Genomic DNA, 21,215 nt, shown 5'->3' on the forward strand with positions numbered 1-21,215 from the left:
AAAAAAGGACGTACCGATGAAACCTCTCCAACTTTCGGCGCAAGCATTGCTGCTTGCGGCGGCCAGCACTGTTCCATTTTCTGCTCTCGCTCAGGATGTTACCACCGCTTCGGGTGAGCAAGAGGAGGAGCAAAGCAATCAGATTGTCGTAACCGGATCGCGCATCGCGACGGATTCGACAACTTCTCTGCCCAGCCCTGTTCAAGTCATCACGGCCGAAAACCTTCGGGCGGCCGGTGAAATCGACATCTCGCAAACACTGCGCGAACTCCCCGCACTTCAAGGTTCAGACCCAGCGACACTTTCGGACGCCCAAGGCCTTGCTCTCACCGGTGCCAGCACGCTCAACCTGCGCCAACTGGGCACGAACCGGACACTGGTGCTTCAGGATGGACGCCGTCACGTGCCGGGCATCGAAGGCACCGCGACGGTTGATGTCGGCTCAATTCCATCGGCGCTTATCGCCAATGTCGAAGTTCTAACCGGCGGCGCGTCTGGCGTTTACGGCGCAGACGCTGTTTCGGGCGTTGTGAACTATATCATGCGCGATGGCCGTGATTTTGACGGGCTTGAGTATCGCCTCCAAGGCGGGATCAGCGACGAAGGCGATGCAGAGGAATTCTTCGGCTCGGTAGCAGGGGGCGGGACGTTCAACGATGGTCGCGGCAGCGCGGTCTTCGCGGTTGAATACTCGCACTCCACATCGATCCTCAACCGCGACCGCCCTGATTTTGCAGGGCCCGGTTTCTCCTCGTTCAACCCGAGCAACGCGTTCTTGAACGGTATCCTGGGCCTCGATCCCGATGCAGAGAATGCGTTTGTCCCGAACCGCACACTTCCAGTGTCTAGTGCTGGCTCTACCATTGCGCTTGACCCAACCCCGTTTGCCTTTCCGTTTGGTCAGTTGCTGTCGTTCGTGTCCAACTTTAACCCGGCGACGGACACTATCCCGAACATACCGGGCACCTCTATTCCCGTGCTTCAGATCATCGACGCCGGTGGAAACTTGCGGGCGTTTAATCCCGGCATTTCAACCGGGGCATTCAACGCTAGCGGCGGCGATGGCATCGCCATTGGTGAAACAGCGCCGGGCCTCACGCTTATTCCGGAGCTAACCCGCTTTAACGCGGCCGCGGGCGTGGATTATGAGATTGCGCCAAATCTCACATTCTTTGCCGATGCAAAGTTCTCTTATGTCGAAACCAGCAATATCGCCGGCATTCCATTCTCGGACGACATTCCAATCGCGCTCGACAACCCGTTCTTGCCACAAGCATTGGTTGACCAGATTGCGGTTGTGGATGCGCTTGGCCCCGACACGCCCAGCATCTTTGTTGCGCGCGACAACCTCGGCTCTGAGACCGGCTCAGGCACCGATATCGAGCGTTCGACCATCCGCGCATCGGGTGGCCTGCGTTGGGAGTCGCCTGACAATAACATCGCGCTTGAAGCGACCTACACCTGGGGCCGTACCGAGGTGGACGACACCTTCCGCAGCGCCCGTGTAAACGACCGCTATTTCGCCGCGATTGACGCCGTCGCGCTGACCGCTGGCAACCTTGATGGAACCGACCCGATTGCCGCATTTGGCGGTAACGGTCCGGGCACGTTGAACGCCATCCGCAATGGTGAGAATATCGCTATTGATGCTGGCACTGCGCAGGTCGGGGATATTGTTTGCCGCTCCGAAGTCACCGGCAACCCATCGCCTGGCGCTCTTTTTGTTGGTGGTCCGCCGCTGTTCGCAGATGGCACGATCATCAATGGCGTCGACGTCAGCGGTTTGACGCGGCCTGTCACCTATCAAATCCTTGATGGACAATGCGCTCCGATCAACATTCTGGGACCGAACTCGATCAGCGGTGATGGCGCAGCGTTCGCCTTCCCCAACCTGCTCGATACGACGACCATCGAACAGCAGCAGTTCCTCGCGGTTCTCTCTGGCGACACCGGGCACTTCTTTGAGCTTCCCGGTGGTCCTATCGGCTTTGCGGCAGGCTTTGAATATCGCAAAGACACCTCGCAGTTCATACCCGATGCCTTCTTCCAGATCGAAGGCGACGTCATCACCAACAACGCCGTTGTCATCAGCCCGTCGCCAACCGACGGTCAGGGCATCACGGTCTATGAAGGTTTTGGTGAAATCAGGCTTCCGCTGCTTGCAGACATGCCGTTTGTTGAGCTGCTCGAAGTCTCGGCAACGGGTCGCTATTCCGATTATAACACCATCGGAAGCACAGAGACATATTCGTTTGGTGCGATCTATTCCCCGGTCGAATGGCTGACCCTTCGCGGTACGTACTCACGGGCCATCCGTGCGCCTAACATTGGTGAGCTTTTCGGCCCACAAACCGCAGCTTTCATCGATGTGGACGCTGACCCTTGTGACGATGGCAACATCAACAACGGAAGCGCAAACCGTCCTGCAAACTGCGCCGAGTTTGTCGCAGCGGGCTTCGACAGCTCCGACTTCCTTACCGCGTTTGTTACCGGCACAACCGGCGGCAACCCGAACCTGATCGAGGAAACCTCGGACAGCTTCACGATTGGCGGTATCTTTGAACCAAGGGGTGCGCTCGATGGTCTTGTGGTCATTGCCGACTATTACGACATCGAAATCACGGACGCTGTTGGCAGCCTGACGGGTCAGGCGATTGCCAACGCATGTGTTGATTTGCCATCGACCGACAACCAGTTCTGCGGCGCAATTCAGCGTAACCCGAACAATGGCGGTGCGATTTCCGGCTTTACGTCAGGCAATATCAACCTTGCGTTCCTGCGGGCTCGCGGGATCGACTTTGAAGTCCGGTATGAATTCGATGCGCCGTTTGGCAATGGTGACTTGGGTGTGTTCCAGCTGACAGCTGCGGGTTCGCACTTCCTGGAACGCTTCACCGAAAGCGACCCGGTCATTGGCGAAACCATCGCGAATGAACCCGACCCGATTCAACAAGAGCTGCTGATCACAGACCAGGCAACCGTAAGCGACCTTCTGGGCGTCATCGGCAACCCGGACTGGATCGTAAACTTCGGTCTCAACTGGCGCAATGACAACTGGAGCGTTGGTTGGAGAACCCGTTTCGAAGACAACACGCTGCAACGCTCCAACGCGGCCAGCACCGATGTCGAAATCGTCAGCGGCGAAGTCGTGGTGTCTGAAAACACCGGCCTGCTCGATCCATCGCAGTTCCGCACCGGAAACGCGTTCGAGCATGACTTCAACTTCACTTATGATGTGAAGGACAACGTGCAGGTGTTTGGCGGCGTGAACAACGTATTCGACCGCACACCATTCCTCGGGAGCCTCGCGCGCCCAGTGGGTCCACGTGGGCGGTTCTTCTTCCTGGGTATCTCAGGCGGCTTCTAAGCCCGGCCTTCCAGGCTAATCACGCAAAAAAGGGGCGCGAAGGTCAGACCTTCGCGCCCCTTTTCATTGGAATGACAAGTAGCCGTATTCAGGCGTTGCCGTGTTCTTGTCTGGCAATCTCATGCAGCCAATCGGCATGGCGCGGTGCGGTTTTGGTCTTGCTCCATTCGTCGAGCATCACAGGGGCAACGCGCTTGAGCTCTGCATATTGCTCATCACTGCCAATGTCTGTGGCAAGCTCCACCCGGTGGCCATTGGGGTCGAAGAAATAGATCGACTTGAAGATGCCGTGATGGGTCGGGCCAAGCACGTCGATGCCTTCAGCTTCGATGTGAGCCTTGGCGGCAAGGAGCTCTTCTTCCGAGCCGACCTTGAATGCAAAATGCTGCACCCATTGAGGCGTGTTCTCATCACGGCCCATCTCAGGCTGATTGGGAAGCTCAAAAAAGGCGAGGATATTGCCGTTCCCCGCATCAAGGAACACGTGCATATACGGATCGTAGTCGCCGGTTGAGGGCACGTGATCCTCGGCAAAGGCGGTGGTGTATTCCATGCCGAGCACACGGGCATACCACTCAACCGTTTCCTTGGCGTCCTTGCAGCGCAATGCCGTGTGATGGACGCCGCCCAATTTGACAGGATGGCTCATTGCGCAGGCTCCTCTTGAACATTGAGCACGCCGCGCGCGACTTGATCGCGCTCGATGCTCTCGAAAAGGGCTTTGAAGTTGCCTTCACCAAAGCCATCTTTGTAGTCGCCCACGCGCTGGATGAACTCGAAGAACACGGGGCCAATGCGCGGTTCTGCGAAGATTTGGAGGAGGAGGCGCGGTGCACCGCCCTCGGTCGTGCCATCCAGCAGGATCCCGCGCGACTTGAGTTCGCTTTCGTCTTGGCCGTGGCCGGGGAGGCGCTCGGACAGCATCTGATAGTAGGTCTCTGGCGGCGCGGTCATGAACGGCACGTCTAGCTTCTTCAGCCGGTCCCATGCCGCCACAATATCATCGCAGATGAGCGCGATGTGCTGAATGCCTTCGCCGTTATATTCGCGCAGGTACTCTTCGATCTGACCTTTGCCGTTCTCGCCCTCTTCATTCAGCGGAATGCGGATCTTTCCATCAGGCGCGGTCAGCGCTTTGGAAGTGAGGCCGGTGTATTCGCCTTTGATGTCGAAATAGCGGATTTCCTGGAAGTTGAAGAGCTTCTCATAAAAGTCGGCCCAATAGGCCATGCGCCCGCCGTAGACGTTGTGGGTGAGGTGATCGATCAGCTTGAAGCCGCAGCCTTCTGGATGCTTGTCGACGCCGGGAAGATACTCAAAGTCGATGTCATAGATTGAGAGGCCCTCGCCGCCTTCATCAGCATAGCGATCAACGAAGTAGAGGATCGAGCCGCCGATCCCGCGAATAGCAGGAATGCTGAGCTCCATTGGACCCGGCGCATTGGCAACAGGCTCTGCGCCTTGTTCGAGCACATGAGCATAGGCTTTGGCTGCATCGCGCACGCGAAAAGCCATGCCGCAGGCGCCGGGACCATGCTCGCGCGCGAAGTACCATGCGGCGGACTTTGGCTCATAATTCACCACGAGGTTGATCCCGCCCTGACGCCACAGAGCCACATCTTTCGAGCGGTGGTTGGCGATGTGGGTAAAGCCCATGCTTTCAAACACAGGTTCAAGCATACCCTTTTCCGGCGCTGAGAATTCGACGAACTCAAAGCCGTCAAGGCCAGCGGGGTTTTCGAACAGATCGCCTGGATAGATGGTCATATGTGATGCCTTATGTGATGAACGCTGCCGAGAGAGGAATCAACGAAATGTAGTTTCGTTTGAAACTATCTAGTTCAAACGCCGCCATTTGTCAAAGGGCGGCATCCTCAGCCGCTCGTTGGAGCGGTAGGAAATCAGAACAGTCCCTCGAGTGGGATAGTGGCAGGTTTAGGCGATGCGTCCGATATTGCGGCCACGCTCATCGCGGGTCACAGCCAGCCTGGCGCCAAAGGGGCTTCCCCCCTCAAACGCCGCGCGGGTGGGTTCGTTGGACAAATCCGCATTGCCCACCACTCGCTCGCCAGCATCATTGCGGCCAATCCACACTGCATCTGCGCCCTTTTTGGTGACGTTGATGGTGTAGCTCTCAACCACGGCGCTCTCAAACGGCTCGTGGCTGCGCGGGACGCCGTTGTTGGCATCGGGCAGTTTGGCAACGCGCGCCTGCGACCAGTCCGCTGGCTCGGTCGAATATACGCCGGTTGCATATTTGCTCATCCAGCCGCCGTTTGCGCCCACCAGAGCAAACTTGCCCCTGTTGGCACGCACGCGCTCAACCGCCTCGACAATCGCATGGGCGGAATAATTGTTTCCGGCCCCGCCAAAGAACGGCAACCCGCCCGTCAGCGTGAGCCCGCGCGGGTCGTTGGCGCTCAAACCAAAGTGATCAATCTGATTGAACACCGGGATTGCAAAGCAGGAGTAGAAATCGAGGAAGGCCATGTCCTCCATGGCCTTGCCCGCGATGGCCAAGGCCTGCTCAACGCTCGCAATCGAAGCCGGGTTTGCGGACAGGTCAGGCCGCTCGGACAGCTCCAATTCGGTCGCCGAGGTGACGGCGTGAATATGCACCCATTTGTCTTCGGGCACGCCCATTTCGCGCGCTTTGCGGGCGCTTGCGATCAGGATCGCCGCCGACTGGTTCACCTGATCGCGCGCCACTGTCATGCGGGCATAGGGCTCTGCGACGATCCTGTTGCGCTCGGTGATGGTGGCAAGTTCCTCAGCGCTGCGCGCTTTGGGAGCGGCCGCGTGAGGGTTGTTCGCCGCAACGCGCGTGAAAGGTTCGAACAGCTCGCCAATCTTGAGGCGATATTCATCGAGGCTTAGGTCCAGTTTTGCCCGGCGCGCATTCTCGGCGATGGCATACAGCGGGATGGCTCCGGTCGCGCCATGGGCAAACAGACCCATTTCCATCAGGCCATCGCTGCCATAGCCCCGGTCCTCAAGGCTGCCTTCGACCTCTTCGGACCAATCGGGTTTTTCGCCTTTGGCTGCAAGCGCAAGGGCGGTCGAAATCGCCTCCGCCCCGACAATGGCTGCACACCCGCTCTCACCCGCCGCAATCGCCTCAGCGAACTCACCGACGAGGTACTGGTTGTACTGGCCGCCGGTGGTCGAGAGGATTGCGCGGCTTGGGTTCGCGCCCACGCGGTTTGCAATCGAGCGCGGCACATTGTTCGAGCCACCGAAGGGCGGTTCGCGGTCGGGCCGGGAGATTTCAAAGGCGCGGATCGCGCCCACGGTGTCGATTATGGGCGCGACGGGCTGGGTGGCGCCGCTGTCAGCAATCGCTGCTGCCAACGCACGCCCGCCCAGGTCCATGTAGGACAATGCCTCGTAACCCGGTTCGCCAACACGCTCCGAATATTGCCCGACGCCGATGATGACCGGGGTGTTGTCTGCCACCATGATCTAGCGCCTCAGTCTACGAAGTCCTCGACGCGCTCGATGATGATCGCAGGGGCCATGCCTCCGGCCGCGCACATGGTGACAAGGCCGCGCTTCTTGCCCTGACGCTCAAGCTCATCGACCATGGTGCCGATAAGGATCGAGCCGGTCGCGCCGATAGGGTGGCCAAGAGCAATAGAACCGCCATTGACGTTGACCTTGTCCCAATCAAGCTCAAGGTCTTTCACGAACTTCGCCGCGACAACCGCAAACGCTTCATTGATTTCATACAGGTCGATGTCGTCCTTGGTGAGGCCCGCTTTTTCAAGAACCTTCTTGGCCGCTGGCACCGGGGCGTTCAGCATCAATGTGGGATCATCGCCCATATTGGCGGTCTGGACGATGCGCGCGCGGGGCTTGAGGCCGTGCTTTTGCGCATAATCTTTGGAGCAGATGAGGACTGCCGCCGCACCATCGACAACGCCCGAAGAGTTGCCCGCATGGTGGAAGTGTTGGATGTCCACGTCAGGATACTTCTGATTGATCAGGCCCCGGAAGGTGGTGCCGTTCTTGTCGAGCGGCACGTCGGCGATTTTGACGAAGGCCGGGTTCAATTCACCAAGCCCTTCGAGAGTGGTTTCCGGACGCGGATATTCATCGCGGTCGAGGATCACATTGCCTTCGTCATCCACCACTGGGACAACTGACTTGTCGAAACGCCCCTCTGCGATTGCGGCTGCGGCGCGCTGCTGTGAGCGGTAGCCCACCTCGTCGAGTTCTTGACGGGTGAAGCCCTCGATAGTGGCAATTGCATCGCCGCAAATACCCTGGTGCGATTGCGGGTGCTTGGCTTGGAGGCGCTCGTTATGGCTGCCCATCATGGGACCGGGGATCCCTGCCTGCATCTTTGCTTTCGCCATTTCTGCGGTCAGGCTCATCATTTCAGTGCCGCCAGCGACAACGCAGTCTTCCATACCGCTCATCACCTGAGCAGCAGCCAGCGCCACAGAAGTTATGCCGCCGCCACAGAATCGGTCGAGCGTGGTGCCTGAAGAGGTAATGTCATAGCCAGCATCAAGCGCCGCCATCCGGCCAAGGTCGCCCGCCTGAGGGCCATCCTGGGTGGAGGTGGACCAGATCACATCATCAACCGTAGAGGTGTCGAGGCTGTTACGCTCCGCAATCGCTTTCAGAACCGTTGCCCCCAAATGCTGCGGGTGGGAATCGGCCAAAGCGCCCTTGCCCTTTTTGCCAATCCCGCGCGGGGTGCGCACTGCGTCGATGATATATGCTTCAGCCATGGTCTCTCTTCCCTTGAACTCGTTTTTATCGAAAATGCGGTTGACGGGTGCGTAAAGCGTCTGCACTCCATACACAAGAATTGAGTTTCAATTTGAAATGTCAAATTTGATAGGGAGAGCTCCCGATGAGCGAACAGGTGAGTGAAGAAGTTATAACTGAGGTCGAAGACGGCGTTCTGATCGTCACGATCAATCGCCCCGAAGCCAAGAACGCCATGACCAAGGCCGCATCCGAGGCGATTGCTGCGGCGATGGACCGGCTCGATGCCGAAGACGATCTGCGGGTTGGCATTCTGACCGGGGCTGGCGGGACGTTTTGTTCGGGCATGGACCTTAAGGGCTTCCTTCGCGGCGAAAGCCCAAGCGTACCGGGACGCGGATTTGGCGGCGTGGTTCAGGCGCCTCCCGCAAAGCCGCTGATTGCAGCCGTTGAAGGCTATGCGCTGGCGGGCGGTCTTGAGCTGATGATCGCGTGCGACCTCGTGGTCGCCAATGCGGGTGCGAAATTCGGTATTCCAGAAGCCAAGCGCGGCCTTGTCGCAGCGGCTGGCGGGGTGATGATGCTGCCCGATCAAATCCCTGAGCGGGTGGCGATGGAACTGGCGCTGACTGGCGACTTTATCGATGCAAAGCGCGCCTACGAGCTTGGCATGATCAACACTGTCACCGAAGGATCAGCGCTTGAAGGCGCGAAGGAACTCGCCGCCAAGATCGCGGCAAACGGTCCGCTGGCCGTGCGCGTGTCCAAGCAGATCATGAAGGAATCGCGCGGCTGGCCTATGGACGAACGCTATGACCGCCAAGGCAAGCTGATCGCGCCTGTCTTCGTCTCAGAGGACGCCCGGGAAGGCGCAGCCGCTTTCGCTGAAAAGCGCGCGCCTAACTGGAAGGGCAAGTAACACGAAGCGGGCGTCCTTTTGAAGCGCCCTGTCGTAATTCTATTGGGATTTAAGGAGAGAGATATGCCCGTCATTGACGTAGCGCAGCCCGAATTCATGGAAGACGAAGAGATTTCGATCTTCGCCGATGCCGTGGGCAAGTTTTATCAGCAACACGCACCCCAAAAGCGCGTCCAGAAGTGGCGCGATGAGGGCCAGGTTGAACGCGAGTTTTGGAACGAGGCGGGAGCCGCCGGCCTTCTCGGCGTGTCGGTCCCGGTCGAATATGGCGGCCACGGCGGCGATTTTCGCCACGACATGGTCGTGATCGACCAGCAATCAAAACACGATGTCGATGGCTTTGCGGCCTCCTTGCACAACACCATCATCCTTCCCTACCTCGTGCGTCACGGGACCGAGGAGCAAAAGCAAAAGTATCTCCCAAAGCTCGTGACCGGTGAGCTTGTCAGCGCGATTGCGATGACCGAGCCGGGCGTTGGCTCCGACCTTCAGTCGATTACTACGACGGCGCTGAAAGACGGCAATGGCTACCGCATCAACGGCGCGAAAACCTATATCTCGAACGGTCAAACGGCCGACTTCATCGTCGTCGTTGCCAAGACCGACCCGAATGAGCGCGCCAAGGGCATTTCGCTTATGCTGCTCGAAACCGAAGGCGCAGAAGGCTTCCAGCGCGGCAAGAAGCTCGACAAGATCGGGCTTGATGCAGCGGACACTTCGGAGCTGTTCTTTGACAATGTCTTTGTGCCAGCCGAAAACGTCCTTGGCGGGGTCGAGGGCAAAGGCTTCTACCAGCTGATGGGTGAGCTTCCGCAGGAGCGCCTCGTCATCGCAATGGGTGCCTGCACCGGCATCGAGAAAGCGCTCGACACCACCATCGACTACGTCAAATCGCGCAAGGCGTTCGGGCAGACCATCTGGGACTTCCAGAACACGCAATTTGTGCTCGCCGACCTTAAGGCGCGCGGCACAGCGGCGCGGGTCTTCGTCAACGATTGCATCGCAAAGCTGCTTAAAGGCGAGCTTGATGTCGCAACCGCGAGCATGGCGAAATACTGGTGCACCGAGCTTCAAGGCGAAGTCGTCGACAAGTGCCTGCAACTGCACGGCGGCGCTGGCTACATCAACGAATACCCCATCGCCAAAATGTACCGCGACAGCCGCATCACGCGGATCTTTGGCGGTTCAAACGAAGTGATGAAGATGTTGATCGCACGCAGCATGTAAGCCGATCAATCAGAAACATTTAAAAAGGGCCGCTCGGGAAACCGGGCGGCCCTTTTTGTTGAGGTAAAAAAAAGGGTGATCCGGTTGCCCGGATCACCCCCTTCGTTTTTGGCTAGAACGCTTAGAACTTCGTCCGGATCGTCGCGCCATAGGTGCGAGGTTCAAGGGTAAAGCTTGAGCGGGCATTGATCGCGCCGGTCCCACGAAGAACGTTGTTGAAGGTCACGCCCCGTGTGATCTCATTCGTGAGATTGAGGACGTAAAGTTCAAACGTGATGCGTTCATCGAATGTCCGAATACCAGCGCGCAGATTGATCTTGATGTTGGCGTCCTGAACATCGGCAACAATTAGCGGGGCCGCATCAATCGCGGCCTGGGTTGCCGCGACGGTCGCCCCTTGCGCAGGTGGGACAATCGCCTGTGTCGACGTACGTTCGTCTGACACCATGCGGACTTGCCCTGCGGCGAAGAATTCAAGCGTGTCGCTGAGTTCGGTTTCATAAAGAGCCCCGGCAATCGCGGTAATTTCCGCCGCATTGGTGAGGTCATTGCCGCATAGCGATAGAACCGTCACGCTGGTCAGATCGCCTGCGCAATCATCGGGATACCGCGCATCCAGGATCGTCGCGCCAAGGTTGAAAGTCCAATTGTCACTCGGGCGAATGACGCTTTCAATCTCGACACCGGTCGTCAGCGCTTCGGGCACGTTGAACGATTCAAAGGCAGCGCCTGTAAATTCCAGAACCTGGAAGTTCGAAAACTCCTGATGGAAACCAGCGATGTTCAGGGTGACTGCATCATCAAGCAGACGGGCTTTCAGACCGACCTCATAGGCATCGACCTCTTCCGAAAGGAAGGTCGGGTCTGCGCCCAGAACGCCTGCGGTTGTATCGAGGTTGATACCGCCCGCCTTAATGCCGTGGGTGAAGCTGGCATAGGTGCTGATATCCGGCGTGATTTCGTAGCCCAATTTGACTGTGTAGATGAGTTCATCATCATTAAAATCGGCCTGGAAGGTTTGCGGCAGCGGAAGAACCGCCGACGCTGGAAGATCGGCCGGGGCCGTGAAGCCAAAACACCCGGTTCCCAATGCAAGCGGTGCAAGCGGCCCTAATGCGCCTGGAATAGACCCATTGACAAAGCCAGGAACAAGGGTGTTGCAGACGTCGTTGGTGTTCGCGACCTGCGCAAACCCGCCCGACTTGCTTTCGTCGGTATAGCGAAGGCCAAGCGTAAATATGAGACCATCGGTGATCTCGAAGTCGTTGTGCGTGAAGATCGACCAGCTTTCCGCTTCCTGAGTGAACCGGTTGGTGCTCGTCGAGCCTGCTGGATCAAAGCCCGTCAGCGCGGTAAGCGGATTGGCCCCCAGCGTTCCGAGCGTTGCCCCGCCTGAAAGACCTGCAAACAACGCGCCGATATATTCGCCGTAATCCTCGCCAAGGAAAAACGAGTTGTTCGCCTCGATCTGTTCATCCGAATAATAACCGCCAACGAGCCAGTTCAAACGGCCATCAAGCGCCTCACCCTGGAACCGCAATTCGGCGGTGAAAGTCTCGATTTCGGTCAGCAGCTCAACGTTAAACACATCGACTGCAGAGAAGTCTGAATCGTAGAATTCTTCTGCATCAAAACTGCGGTAGGACGCGATAAAGATCGCCTCCGCATTGTCTCCGATGGGATGCTCGAATTCACCAAGAATGCCCCAGTTATCGACATCGGCACGCGGGGCGAAGCTTGCTGCAACCGCACGGTCTTGTGCCGCTTCGTCAAATCCTGCCTGATCAAAAGGATTGGTCGCGAAGTTGCCCAACGGCTGACCACCATTCCCCGGAAGGCCGACCGCCGCGTAAAACGGGGCAATCGGTGTTTCGAAAACCGACGTTGCAACACCGGCACTGGATTGGTTGTTTGAATAGTCACCGATGATGCGACCTCTGAAGCCGCTATCGGTTTCCCAACCGATTTGGCCGCGAACAAGATAGCGGTCAGTGTCATTGGTGTCGTCGAACTGGGTGCCGGTCGCATCAACAACTGCAATCGCACCGTCGCGTTTACGATAGGCACCGGTGAGGCGCAACGCTAGCGTGTCTTCCACAATCGGGAGGTTGACGGCACCTTGCAGGCTTATCTCGTCGAACCGGCCGTAAGTTGCGTTTGCAAAGCCGCCAAACTCACCCAAGTCCGGGCGGACAGTTGTAATGTTCAACGCGCCTGCCGAGGTGTTACGGCCAAACAGGGTGCCTTGCGGCCCGCGCAGAACCTCAACCCGTTCGATATCGACGAACTCGCCAAGAGCAACACCGGGACGCGACTGATAAGCGCCATCGATAAAGATACCGACCGCAGACTCAAACCCGATGTTGTTCGAAGTCGTACCAACGCCGCGGACACGAAGCACCACCGAACCGGCGGCGGTTTGCGCGGTCGTGCTGGAGAAGCTTGGTGCCACCGCAGTGACGTCTCTGATCTCGTTTACGCCCTGGCGTGCAAGCTGCTCAGGTCCAACTGCTGTCACGGCCAATGGAATATCCTGCACGTCCTGCGCGCGGCGCGTTGCCGTCACGATAATGACGTTGTCATCCGCCTCGGGCGCGGCTGCCGTCTCACCGTCCTGCGCAAATGCTGGTGCTGTGAATGAACTACAGGCCATAAGGCCAGCCGCATAGGCGGCAAGCTTGCGTGTCATATTTTCTCTCTCCACTTCCATCTGGTTTATACCAGAATGGTTTCCGGAGCAGAGATTATCAGGGGTTTCCGACTTGCCAAGGGACCTCAGTTAGTTATCGGGCCGATGATGTAAAAATGCCACAACTTACGCTGCAGCGCAGCATTTGTGCAAAGTCGTGCTGCCTGGGAACAATTTTGTTTCGAAAGTCCGCCAAAAATAGCGCGTAGGCTAAAGCCCTATGCGAATGCCAAGCCAGACGGTCCGAGGGACCCCAAGATCAATGTCACCGCCCGAATTGCGGGTCACAATCGTCTCGTCAAACACGTTTTCTGCTCGCGCGATGATTGACACTGCGTCGTTCAAAGGAACCTGCGCAAACAAGTTTAGCGTTGTCGCGGCTGGAAGGACGTCGGCTTCCTGATCATCCTCGAACTGCGAGCTGACGTGCCGAAGCGTTCCGGCAAGACGCACGCCCTGAGACGGCTCCCACGCGAGGGTCGCCGATGCCGAAAATTCGGGGGTTTGTGGTGGACGGTTCCCATCAAGCGCCACGGACGCACCCTCCCCATCGATCGTGGCATCTGTGTAGGCAAGCGATGCGTCGAGGCTTACCGCGCCAAATTGCAAGGCAAGCGCACCTTCAATTCCAGCAGCATCAATCGCGGGCAGGTTCTGGCGTTGGCGCAGATTGGGCTCAATCGTCACATTGGCAATGGCGTTCTTCACCTTGTTGTCGAACGCTGTGACGGAAAGCGCCACGCCGCGTGAGGGTTGCCAGTCAAAGCCTGCCTCAAACCCTTCGAGCCGTTCGTTCTCCAGCTCTGCATTGGCCTGCGTCACGACAGGGAAAACCACGAAAGGGCGGTAAAGCTCGTTCAATGTTGGCAAGCGAAGGCCGGTGTAAGCAGCCGCGCGCAAGGAAAGCCCGCGCGCTGCAGTGATGGTTCCGCCCGCCCTCCAGCTAACCGTCCAGTCGGAACGGTCAGGGGCCACGGTTTCGCTGACCAGATTGCCATTGGCATCCACAGCGCGGAAAAATCCATCCTCGATCCGAGTGTGATCGGCCCGAAGTCCGCCGGTCAGCACAAGGGGTCCAATCGACCAATCATCCTCAAGGAATAGCCCAAGATTGCTGTTCACCCCGCCCGCTCGGCGGCTTTCGCGAAGGGCGCCGGTAAAGGCGCTAAATGCGTCTTCCTGAAGCTCTCCATCGCTGCGGCGATAATCCGCGCCGATGCGGACGTCGTGCCCCTCTGCCACAGGAGGGCGCAGTTCGAACTTACCGCCAAGCCCGGTGGAAGGCGTATTGCGCTGATCGAGCACGCGCGTGAAGCGGGTGGAACTGATGATGATATTGTCGAAATTGCGCGCCTGCACATAGCCAAGCACATCAAACTGCCAGTCGCCTCTACCAACGATCCGCAAGCTTGCGTCCTGGCCCTGATGGTTTGAATCCGCACCCTCAAAGCGTAAGGTACGCCCGTCATCAAAAGCGCTCACACGCGCCTGAAGCTCTACATCTGGCGAAAGCGGGGCAACCGCGCGAAGACCCACTTGCCAGCTGTCGAATGCCGCCCGTGCGCTGGCCGGGACGCGGCTGTCGTCGGGTGTCGTGAAGAAGCCGCGCCCCCGGTCCCAGCGCCCGCTCACCACCGCAAATCCACCACCAAGCTCCTGTGCCACGGCGCCCGTAAGCTCCGTTTCTTCGCGGTCATTGACCAGCAGGCTGGCCGCCGCATTGCCGATCGTTGCAGGTCCTGCGCTTTCCAACTCGATCGTTCCAGCGAGCGCGCCAGCGCCAAAGGGTCCAGAGCCCCCGCCGCGCGTCACCCGGATGTTTGACAGCGTATCAGGTGAAATCGACGATAGCGGGATGTAGCCAAAGAACGGATCAGCAACCGGCACCCCGTCCAGCAATACCAGAGCGCGGCTCGTGGCATTTCCACCCAGCGCCCGCAATGTGACACCTTGGGCTGTCGGATTGGAAGAACGGCTGTCGGAGCGGCGAAACTGCTGAAAACCGGCCACATTGGAAAGCACATCTTCGAGCCGTCCTGAGCCGGTAGAGACAATCGCCTCCCGGTCAATCTCGACGGTCGAATACACGATATTGGACAAGGCAGGCTCAAGCCCCTCACCCGTCACGACAATCTCGTCACCTTCCCCTTCGTCCTGCGCTAAGGCAGGAGAGGTGACACACAAAGCGAGGAGCGAGGCGGCGGTGAGCCGAAAGGGGGTCTTCATGGTCGCAGCGCCTAGCCTCTTCGCACTCGCCTTCGCAAGCCAAAGTAAGTTGCTTTTTGCAATCATGACTCGCTTTTGCCCGCCCCATGTGCTTACCTTCACGTCAACTGGAGAGAAAATAGATATGCTGGCAACACCACCCGACTTCGACGTCCTCATCGTCGGTGCAGGCATTTCCGGGATTGGAATGGCCGCCCACATGCAGATGAAGGCGCCCAATCACACCTTTGCGATCATTGAACAACGCGAGAATCTGGGCGGGACCTGGGATTTGTTTCGCTATCCCGGCATTCGCTCGGACAGCGATATGCACACGTTGGGTTTTGATTTTGAACCGTGGCGTCATGAAAAAAGCATCGCGGATGCGCCTGCGATCCTCGAATATCTCAACAAAATCGTGGACGATCGCAAAATCCGTGACCGCATCCGCTTTGGCCACAAGGTTATCTCTGCCAATTTTCGCAAAGACGAAGCGCGCTGGCACGTCGAGATGGAGCTATCCGATGGCTCGCGCACACATTTGACCGCCAACTTCCTTTATCTGGGCTCTGGCTATTATGACTATGATGAGCCGCATGATGCAGGCTTTGAATTGGGCGAATTTGAGGGCCAAGTGCTCCATCCGCAATTCTGGCCCAAAGACTTGGATTACACCGGCAAAAAGGTTGTAGTCATTGGTTCTGGCGCAACGGCTGTCACCATTGTCCCATCAATGTCGGACAAAGCGGCCAAAGTCACCATGCTCCAACGCACGCCAACATGGATGTTTGCGCGCCCTGCAAAAGACGGGGTTGCCAACTTCTTGCGCAAAATCCTGCCAGAACGGGTTGCCTATGCAATCACGCGGTTCAAGAACATCCGCTTTCAGGATTTCGCCTTCAAACGCGCCCGCGAAAATCCGGAAAAGGTCAAAGAAGCGCTTTATAAAGGCATCGAGAAGGCGCTTGGCCCGGACTACGACAAGGCCGCCTTCACCCCGCCTTACAATCCTTGGGAACAACGCCTCTGCCTCGTGCCCGATGATGACCTTTTCGAAGCGATGAAAGCGGGCAAGGCTGAGGTTGTTACTGACCATATCGAAGCGTTTGAGAAAAACGGCATTCGCCTCAAATCGGGCAAATTCCTTGAGGCAGACATTATCGTCACCGCAACCGGATTGAAGCTTGCTATCGCTGGTAAGATCGCGGTGAGTGTCAATGACGAGCCCGTCGATTTCTCCCAGCGTTATTACTACAAAGGCTGCATGTATTCCGACCTTCCCAATTTGGCGGTTGTGTTTGGATATATCAATGCAAGCTGGACCCTACGCGCAGACATCAACTCCGATTATGTGTGCCGTGTCCTCAATGAAATGAAAGCTAAGGGAGCCGATATCGTCAATCCGGCGATGACACCTGCGATCAAGGCGACGATCGAGGATGAGGACATCTTTGGGGATTATTCGAGCGGCTATCTTCTGCGTGCCAAAGACATCAATCCCAAGAACGCGAATGCATATCCATGGCGGCTTAATCAGGAGTATGTCCTCGACAAAAAGCGCATGGAAAGCGATCCGGTGGACGATGGCATCCTCGTGTTTTCGCGCGCTGGTGCCAATGCACGCGGCGCTGATGAACAGTTGGAGGCAGCGGAGTAACTCTGCTGCTTTAGGAATGGATTTCACGGGGCATTTCGCTTAGACGATATCCCATGAGTTCCCCCAAAACCGTTCAAGAGAAAATCTGGACCGCAGGCCTTGTCATTATCGGTGATGAGATCCTGTCTGGTCGCACCCACGACAAGAACATCGGTCAAATCGCCACATGGCTTCAGGTGCAAGGCATTCGCCTGGCTGAGGTTCGCGTGGTGGCCGATGATGAAGACAAAATCGTTGCCGCGGTGAACGCACTTCGCGCCGAGAACGATTATCTCTTCACCACGGGCGGCATTGGCCCAACCCATGATGACATCACGGTCGATGCGGTCGCAAAAGCCCTTGGCGTGGACGTCGTGATCCACCCGGAGGCGCGCTCCATTCTTGAAGGCTATTACGAGGGGCGCGGCGGGCTCAATGAAGGCCGCCTTCGCATGGCGCGTGTACCCGATGGCGCAGAGCTTATCCGCAATAAGAAATCAGGCGCCCCCGGCATTCGCCACGGCAACATCTTTGTCATGGCAGGCGTCCCGCATATCGCGGCAGGCATGCTTGATGCCCTCACCGGAGAGCTCGAAGGCGGCGCGCCTTTGCTGTCCGAGACGGTTGGCTGCTGGACCGCTGAAAGCGAGATCGCAGACCTGCTGCGCGAAGTCGAAGAAGCGCATGAAGGGTGTCAGATCGGCTCCTACCCCTTCTTCCGCGAGGGGCGCGTAGGCGCAAACTTTGTGGTCCGCTCCACCGATGCAGAAACGGTGAAAAGCGCGGTCGACAGCCTTACCGACGGGCTCGCGACCAACGGATTGGACTTTACCCCCGGCGGTATTTAGCGCGCCAATTGAAGAGCCTGGAATTCAGGAACACGATTAAGCGACCTGCACATGGACCTGCGCCAATTCGGACGCTGCAATCACATCCATGGGCCGCAAGATCAGCGTCTCACGGTCATGGCCTGCCGCAATGCTCAGCACATCGCCTGCGCACACCGTGATCGGCTCAGGGAACGCGTGCAGCACCTGCAGCCAGCCACCATCGGTATAGCCATCGGGATGATTGTCGAAGGTGATCCCTTGCGCCAGATCGACGTGCATCCATTGCACAATGCCTGTGGCCACACCGTCTTTGGTAATCTCTATGCGAAGCTCGCGAAGTGCGCTGCCATGTTTGGGTTTGGTGAGGTCGAGATGCACCAACTCCACATCGGGTGACAGGCGCTTCCAAGCTGTCATTGTACCGTGGATCGGCAATTTCGCAGGCCCCAATGCACCAAAGCGCGAGACATCAAATCCCGACACCTCATCAACAAAGACATAATCGTCCAGAACCGGGCTTTCGACCAGGCACCCAATCGCCGAGGCTGCGCGCGGGATCACAATCACATCGCGCGTTAGCAAACGCTCGTACGCATCTTCAAATGTGTCGAGAACGCTTTCAGCCAGAAGATCGCTCGACAGGATTTCGGAGACGAGAATATCGGCGCGCGCCTCTAAATGGGTGCCCACTTCCAATTGGCCCGACGGCGCAGTGTGGACCGCAATCTGGTCTGCCAATCCATTGTCAGCGATAATCGCGCGGGCCGCATCAGCGATCACCGGGCTCATTTCGCAAGCCGTAATCGTCTTAGCCCCCGCGCGCGCGGCCATCATGGAAAGCAGCCCGCTCCCCGTCCCGATGTCGAGCACATGTGCATCTGGCCCTGCCTCATCAATCGCGGCCACAATCGCTGCTTCAAACGCATCATTGCGGCGTGTATCGTTGAGCATCGGGATATGCCAGAACGGCACCAGCTCTGCGCGAAGGCGGCGGATTTGATGCTCAATCGTGATGTTTGCAGGGTCCAGGCTCAATGCGCGGGCAAATTGCCCCAATGCCTCTTCCTTGCGCCCCGCATTGGACAACATCACGCCCAGATTGCTTGCCGCGACCGGATTGTCCGGGTCCGACGCGCAGCTTGCCTCAAGCGCCGTGATCGCCTTGTCCATGCGACCTGTGCGGCTGTAGATCAGCCCCTTTTCGTGGTGAGCAATCGCATGGTCTGGCACGATTGCCAGCAGCGCATCCCATTGCTCCATCGCCTCGTCATTCGCGCCGCACTGGCCCAGAATGCCTGCAAGGATCGGCAGCACATCGACCACCCTATACCCCCGCGCAATCACTTCGCGGTACCGCGTCTCGGCAGCGGCCAGATTGCCTGCCTTCTGAAGCTCCATCGCCTCTTCAAGCAGAGTGCGCGTCTCGGTGATGGTATCGGGGGCGTCTGGCATACAGTTTCCTTAATCGTGCTGTTATCTCAGTGCCCCTGAGTAAGCTTGTTAAGGATAAGGAAGCTCTTGCGCTGACTAAGGGTTTTTCGCAGGCGGGTTCATGGGACCAATGGCCCGGGATTGGGGACTGTGATAGGCGAGCTTCGCAAGATATTAGTGAGGGATCATATGACAACCATCGAAGGGCCCAATGACACAGCACGCGGCCTCTTTTCCGATCTGCCGGGCGTATTGCTAAACCATCGTATCTGGGTAGGCCTTCTCGCCATCCTGATTTGTGCAGGCACATGGACAGTGGACCTGATGGATCTGGTTTATAACTGCCCCTATTGCCGCGCCCAACGCACGGTGATTGGCTTGCTTGGCCTGCTGCTTCTGATGCCCAATCTGCGCTTCTGGCTCGTCCGCTATCTCTCCGCCGTTTTCGCCGTGTTCGGCCTTGGTGTCGCAGTGCGCCAGCACTTTGGCGGATGGGCGGCGATGAACCGGGGTGAATTTGAATGGGGCGAGATGTGGTTCATCAACCCGTGGCTTTTGTCCGGCTGCGCGATCTTCATCATCACTGCGCTGGTGCTTTTGATCTGGTCAGAGCGCGCGAAGGATTAAATGTGAGGCAAAGCGACAACGAAAAAAGGGGCCAGAAGCAGTAACGCTTCCGGCCCCTTTTTGATGTTTCTACCGAAGTGAGCAAGCGAAGCCTTCGCTTGCTCTACCGCTTCGCAGCTTGAGCGCGTTACGCGCCTTCTACCTCGCTCAGGTCAACCTTGAGGCCCGGACCCATGGTCGAGGTCAGCGATACCTTCTGGACGTACTTGCCTTTGGCGCCTGTTGGCTTGGCTTTGACAATCGCCTGCGTCAGCGCTTCGAAGTTTGCCTTCAAAGCTGCGTCATCAAACGACAGCTTGCCGATGCCAGAGTGGATGATGCCCATCTTCTCAACGCGGAACTCAACCTGGCCGCCCTTGGCGTCCTTCACGGCTTGCTCAACGTTCGGAGTGACAGTGCCAAGCTTCGGGTTTGGCATCAGGCCCTTTGGACCAAGCACTTTACCCAAGCGGCCAACAACGCCCATCATGTCAGGGGTTGCGATCACGCGGTCGTAATCAAGGTTGCCGTTCTGCATGTCTTCCATGAGGTCTTCAGCGCCAACCTTGTCAGCGCCAGCAGCGGTTGCCTTGTCAGCGTTCTCGCCGCGTGCAAACACAGCAACCTTCACGTCTTTACCCGTGCCCGATGGAAGCGAGACCATGCCGCGAACCATTTGGTCAGCGTGGCGCGGATCAACGCCAAGGTTCATCGCAAGCTCAACAGTTTCGTCAAACTTCGCCTTGTGCGCGCGAAGCGTCGCGATGGCTTCGTCCACGGTGTAGAGCTTTTCATTGTCGAGCTCAGCAACGGTTTTTTGCTTTTTCGTCAGTTTCGCCATGGTCTTAGCCCTCCACCTCGAGGCCCATCGCGCGTGCGGAGCCTTCGATGATCTTTACAGCAGCGTCGATGTCGTTCGCGTTGAGGTCTTTCATTTTGACTTCCGCGATTTCAGCGAGCTGTGCACGAGTGATTTTGCCAACCTTGTTCTTGTTCGGCTCACCAGAACCCGATTTGATCTTCGCAGCCTTCTTGAGAAGGAAGGAAGCAGGCGGGGTTTTGGTGGTGAAGGTGAACGAGCGGTCTGCATAAACCGTGATCGTGGTGGGGATCGGGGCGTTCTTCTCAAGGTCCTGTGTGGCAGCGTTAAACGCCTTACAGAATTCCATGATGTTGACGCCGCGCTGACCCAGAGCCGGGCCGATTGGCGGGCTCGGGTTTGCAGTACCAGCTGGCACTTGCAGCTTGATATAGCCTTCGATTTTCTTGGCCACTATGGGCCTCCTTTCGCACTGTCTCCGTCACTGTTCCCAGCGATGGATCATGTTAAGCGGTCAAGCAGCTGTCCGATCAGACGGCCTCCCGCATGGATTCGCGTTCATTGAACACGAGCGCGTTCCACTAGCGTTTCAGGGCGCATATGCAAGCAAAAAAGCCGGTAGCGCCCGCCTGAGTTTGACACACTTGACACACTGTCCAGGAACCAAAAACCTTACCCTCGAAAGACAGCCCACAAGTGCCCACAAGAATGGCGGAGCAAAAAACAGCTGGCACAATGTTCATGCGGCAGCCCCTATCGAACATTG

Annotated in this window: 15 protein-coding genes; 6 read left to right on the forward strand and 9 right to left on the reverse strand. The window is 57.7% G+C overall.

Annotation, left to right across the window (positions count from 1 at the left end):
• The first annotated feature begins 16 nt into the window (after positions 1 to 16).
• A complete protein-coding gene (locus tag EH31_RS13215; protein WP_034961024.1) occupies positions 17 to 3,367 on the forward strand; it encodes a TonB-dependent receptor domain-containing protein in 3,351 nt (1,116 codons plus the stop codon).
• Between the two features lie 88 nt (positions 3,368 to 3,455).
• On the opposite strand, the gene EH31_RS13220 is transcribed toward EH31_RS13215, so the two are convergent.
• The 4 genes from EH31_RS13220 to EH31_RS13235 form a co-directional block, all read right to left on the reverse strand.
• The gene (locus EH31_RS13220) at positions 3,456 to 4,016 is read right to left on the reverse strand and encodes a VOC family protein (protein WP_034961027.1); all 561 of its coding nucleotides are present in this window, start codon (positions 4,014 to 4,016) and stop codon (positions 3,456 to 3,458) included.
• Entirely contained in the window at positions 4,013 to 5,134 is a 1,122-nt protein-coding gene (hppD, locus tag EH31_RS13225; RefSeq protein ID WP_034961029.1) for a 4-hydroxyphenylpyruvate dioxygenase, read from the reverse strand. Before hppD ends, EH31_RS13220 begins: the two co-directional genes overlap by 4 nt.
• A gap of 168 nt (positions 5,135 to 5,302) precedes the next feature.
• Positions 5,303 to 6,826, reverse strand: a complete 1,524-nt coding sequence (locus tag EH31_RS13230; protein WP_034961031.1) for an acetyl-CoA acetyltransferase — start codon at positions 6,824 to 6,826, stop codon at positions 5,303 to 5,305.
• An 11-nt stretch (positions 6,827 to 6,837) separates the two neighbouring features.
• Positions 6,838 to 8,106, reverse strand: a complete 1,269-nt coding sequence (locus EH31_RS13235; RefSeq protein WP_034961319.1) for an acetyl-CoA C-acetyltransferase — start codon at positions 8,104 to 8,106, stop codon at positions 6,838 to 6,840.
• A 125-nt stretch (positions 8,107 to 8,231) separates the two neighbouring features.
• Between EH31_RS13235 and EH31_RS13240 the strand changes: the two genes are divergently transcribed.
• The gene (locus EH31_RS13240; RefSeq protein ID WP_034961032.1) at positions 8,232 to 9,005 is read left to right on the forward strand and encodes a crotonase/enoyl-CoA hydratase family protein; all 774 of its coding nucleotides are present in this window, start codon (positions 8,232 to 8,234) and stop codon (positions 9,003 to 9,005) included.
• Between the two features lie 63 nt (positions 9,006 to 9,068).
• The gene (locus EH31_RS13245; RefSeq protein ID WP_034961034.1) at positions 9,069 to 10,232 is read left to right on the forward strand and encodes an acyl-CoA dehydrogenase family protein; all 1,164 of its coding nucleotides are present in this window, start codon (positions 9,069 to 9,071) and stop codon (positions 10,230 to 10,232) included.
• A gap of 121 nt (positions 10,233 to 10,353) precedes the next feature.
• Here the strand turns inward: EH31_RS13245 and EH31_RS13250 are convergent, their stop codons facing one another.
• A complete protein-coding gene (locus EH31_RS13250; protein WP_051699261.1) occupies positions 10,354 to 12,921 on the reverse strand; it encodes a TonB-dependent receptor in 2,568 nt (855 codons plus the stop codon).
• Between the two features lie 210 nt (positions 12,922 to 13,131).
• Positions 13,132 to 15,147 (reverse strand): TonB-dependent receptor plug domain-containing protein, encoded by a 2,016-nt coding sequence (locus EH31_RS13255; RefSeq protein WP_034961036.1) that lies wholly within the window; start codon positions 15,145 to 15,147, stop codon positions 13,132 to 13,134.
• A 124-nt stretch (positions 15,148 to 15,271) separates the two neighbouring features.
• Between EH31_RS13255 and EH31_RS13260 the strand changes: the two genes are divergently transcribed.
• Together EH31_RS13260 and EH31_RS13265 are read left to right on the forward strand one after the other, a co-directional pair.
• Complete coding sequence (locus tag EH31_RS13260; RefSeq protein ID WP_034961323.1) at positions 15,272 to 16,783, forward strand: flavin-containing monooxygenase; 1,512 nt, start codon at positions 15,272 to 15,274, stop codon at positions 16,781 to 16,783.
• A gap of 53 nt (positions 16,784 to 16,836) precedes the next feature.
• Positions 16,837 to 17,610, forward strand: a complete 774-nt coding sequence (locus tag EH31_RS13265) for a competence/damage-inducible protein A (RefSeq protein ID WP_034961039.1) — start codon at positions 16,837 to 16,839, stop codon at positions 17,608 to 17,610.
• A 36-nt stretch (positions 17,611 to 17,646) separates the two neighbouring features.
• Here EH31_RS13265 and EH31_RS13270 read toward each other — a convergent pair whose 3' ends face one another.
• The gene (locus EH31_RS13270) at positions 17,647 to 19,044 is read right to left on the reverse strand and encodes a tetratricopeptide repeat protein (protein WP_034961041.1); all 1,398 of its coding nucleotides are present in this window, start codon (positions 19,042 to 19,044) and stop codon (positions 17,647 to 17,649) included.
• A gap of 168 nt (positions 19,045 to 19,212) precedes the next feature.
• Between EH31_RS13270 and EH31_RS13275 the strand changes: the two genes are divergently transcribed.
• A complete protein-coding gene (locus EH31_RS13275) occupies positions 19,213 to 19,650 on the forward strand; it encodes a hypothetical protein (RefSeq protein ID WP_199797039.1) in 438 nt (145 codons plus the stop codon).
• A gap of 127 nt (positions 19,651 to 19,777) precedes the next feature.
• Here the strand turns inward: EH31_RS13275 and rplA are convergent, their stop codons facing one another.
• Positions 19,778 to 20,470 carry a 50S ribosomal protein L1 gene (gene rplA / locus EH31_RS13280; protein ID WP_034961043.1) on the reverse strand — a complete coding sequence of 231 codons (693 nt, stop codon included), beginning with the start codon at positions 20,468 to 20,470 and terminating at the stop codon, positions 19,778 to 19,780.
• Between the two features lie 4 nt (positions 20,471 to 20,474).
• Complete coding sequence (rplK, locus tag EH31_RS13285) at positions 20,475 to 20,903, reverse strand: 50S ribosomal protein L11 (RefSeq protein WP_034961044.1); 429 nt, start codon at positions 20,901 to 20,903, stop codon at positions 20,475 to 20,477.
• Positions 20,904 to 21,215: the final 312 nt, after the last annotated feature.

The sequence above is a fragment of the Erythrobacter longus genome, assembly GCF_000715015.1.
Classification (GTDB): domain Bacteria; phylum Pseudomonadota; class Alphaproteobacteria; order Sphingomonadales; family Sphingomonadaceae; genus Erythrobacter; species Erythrobacter longus.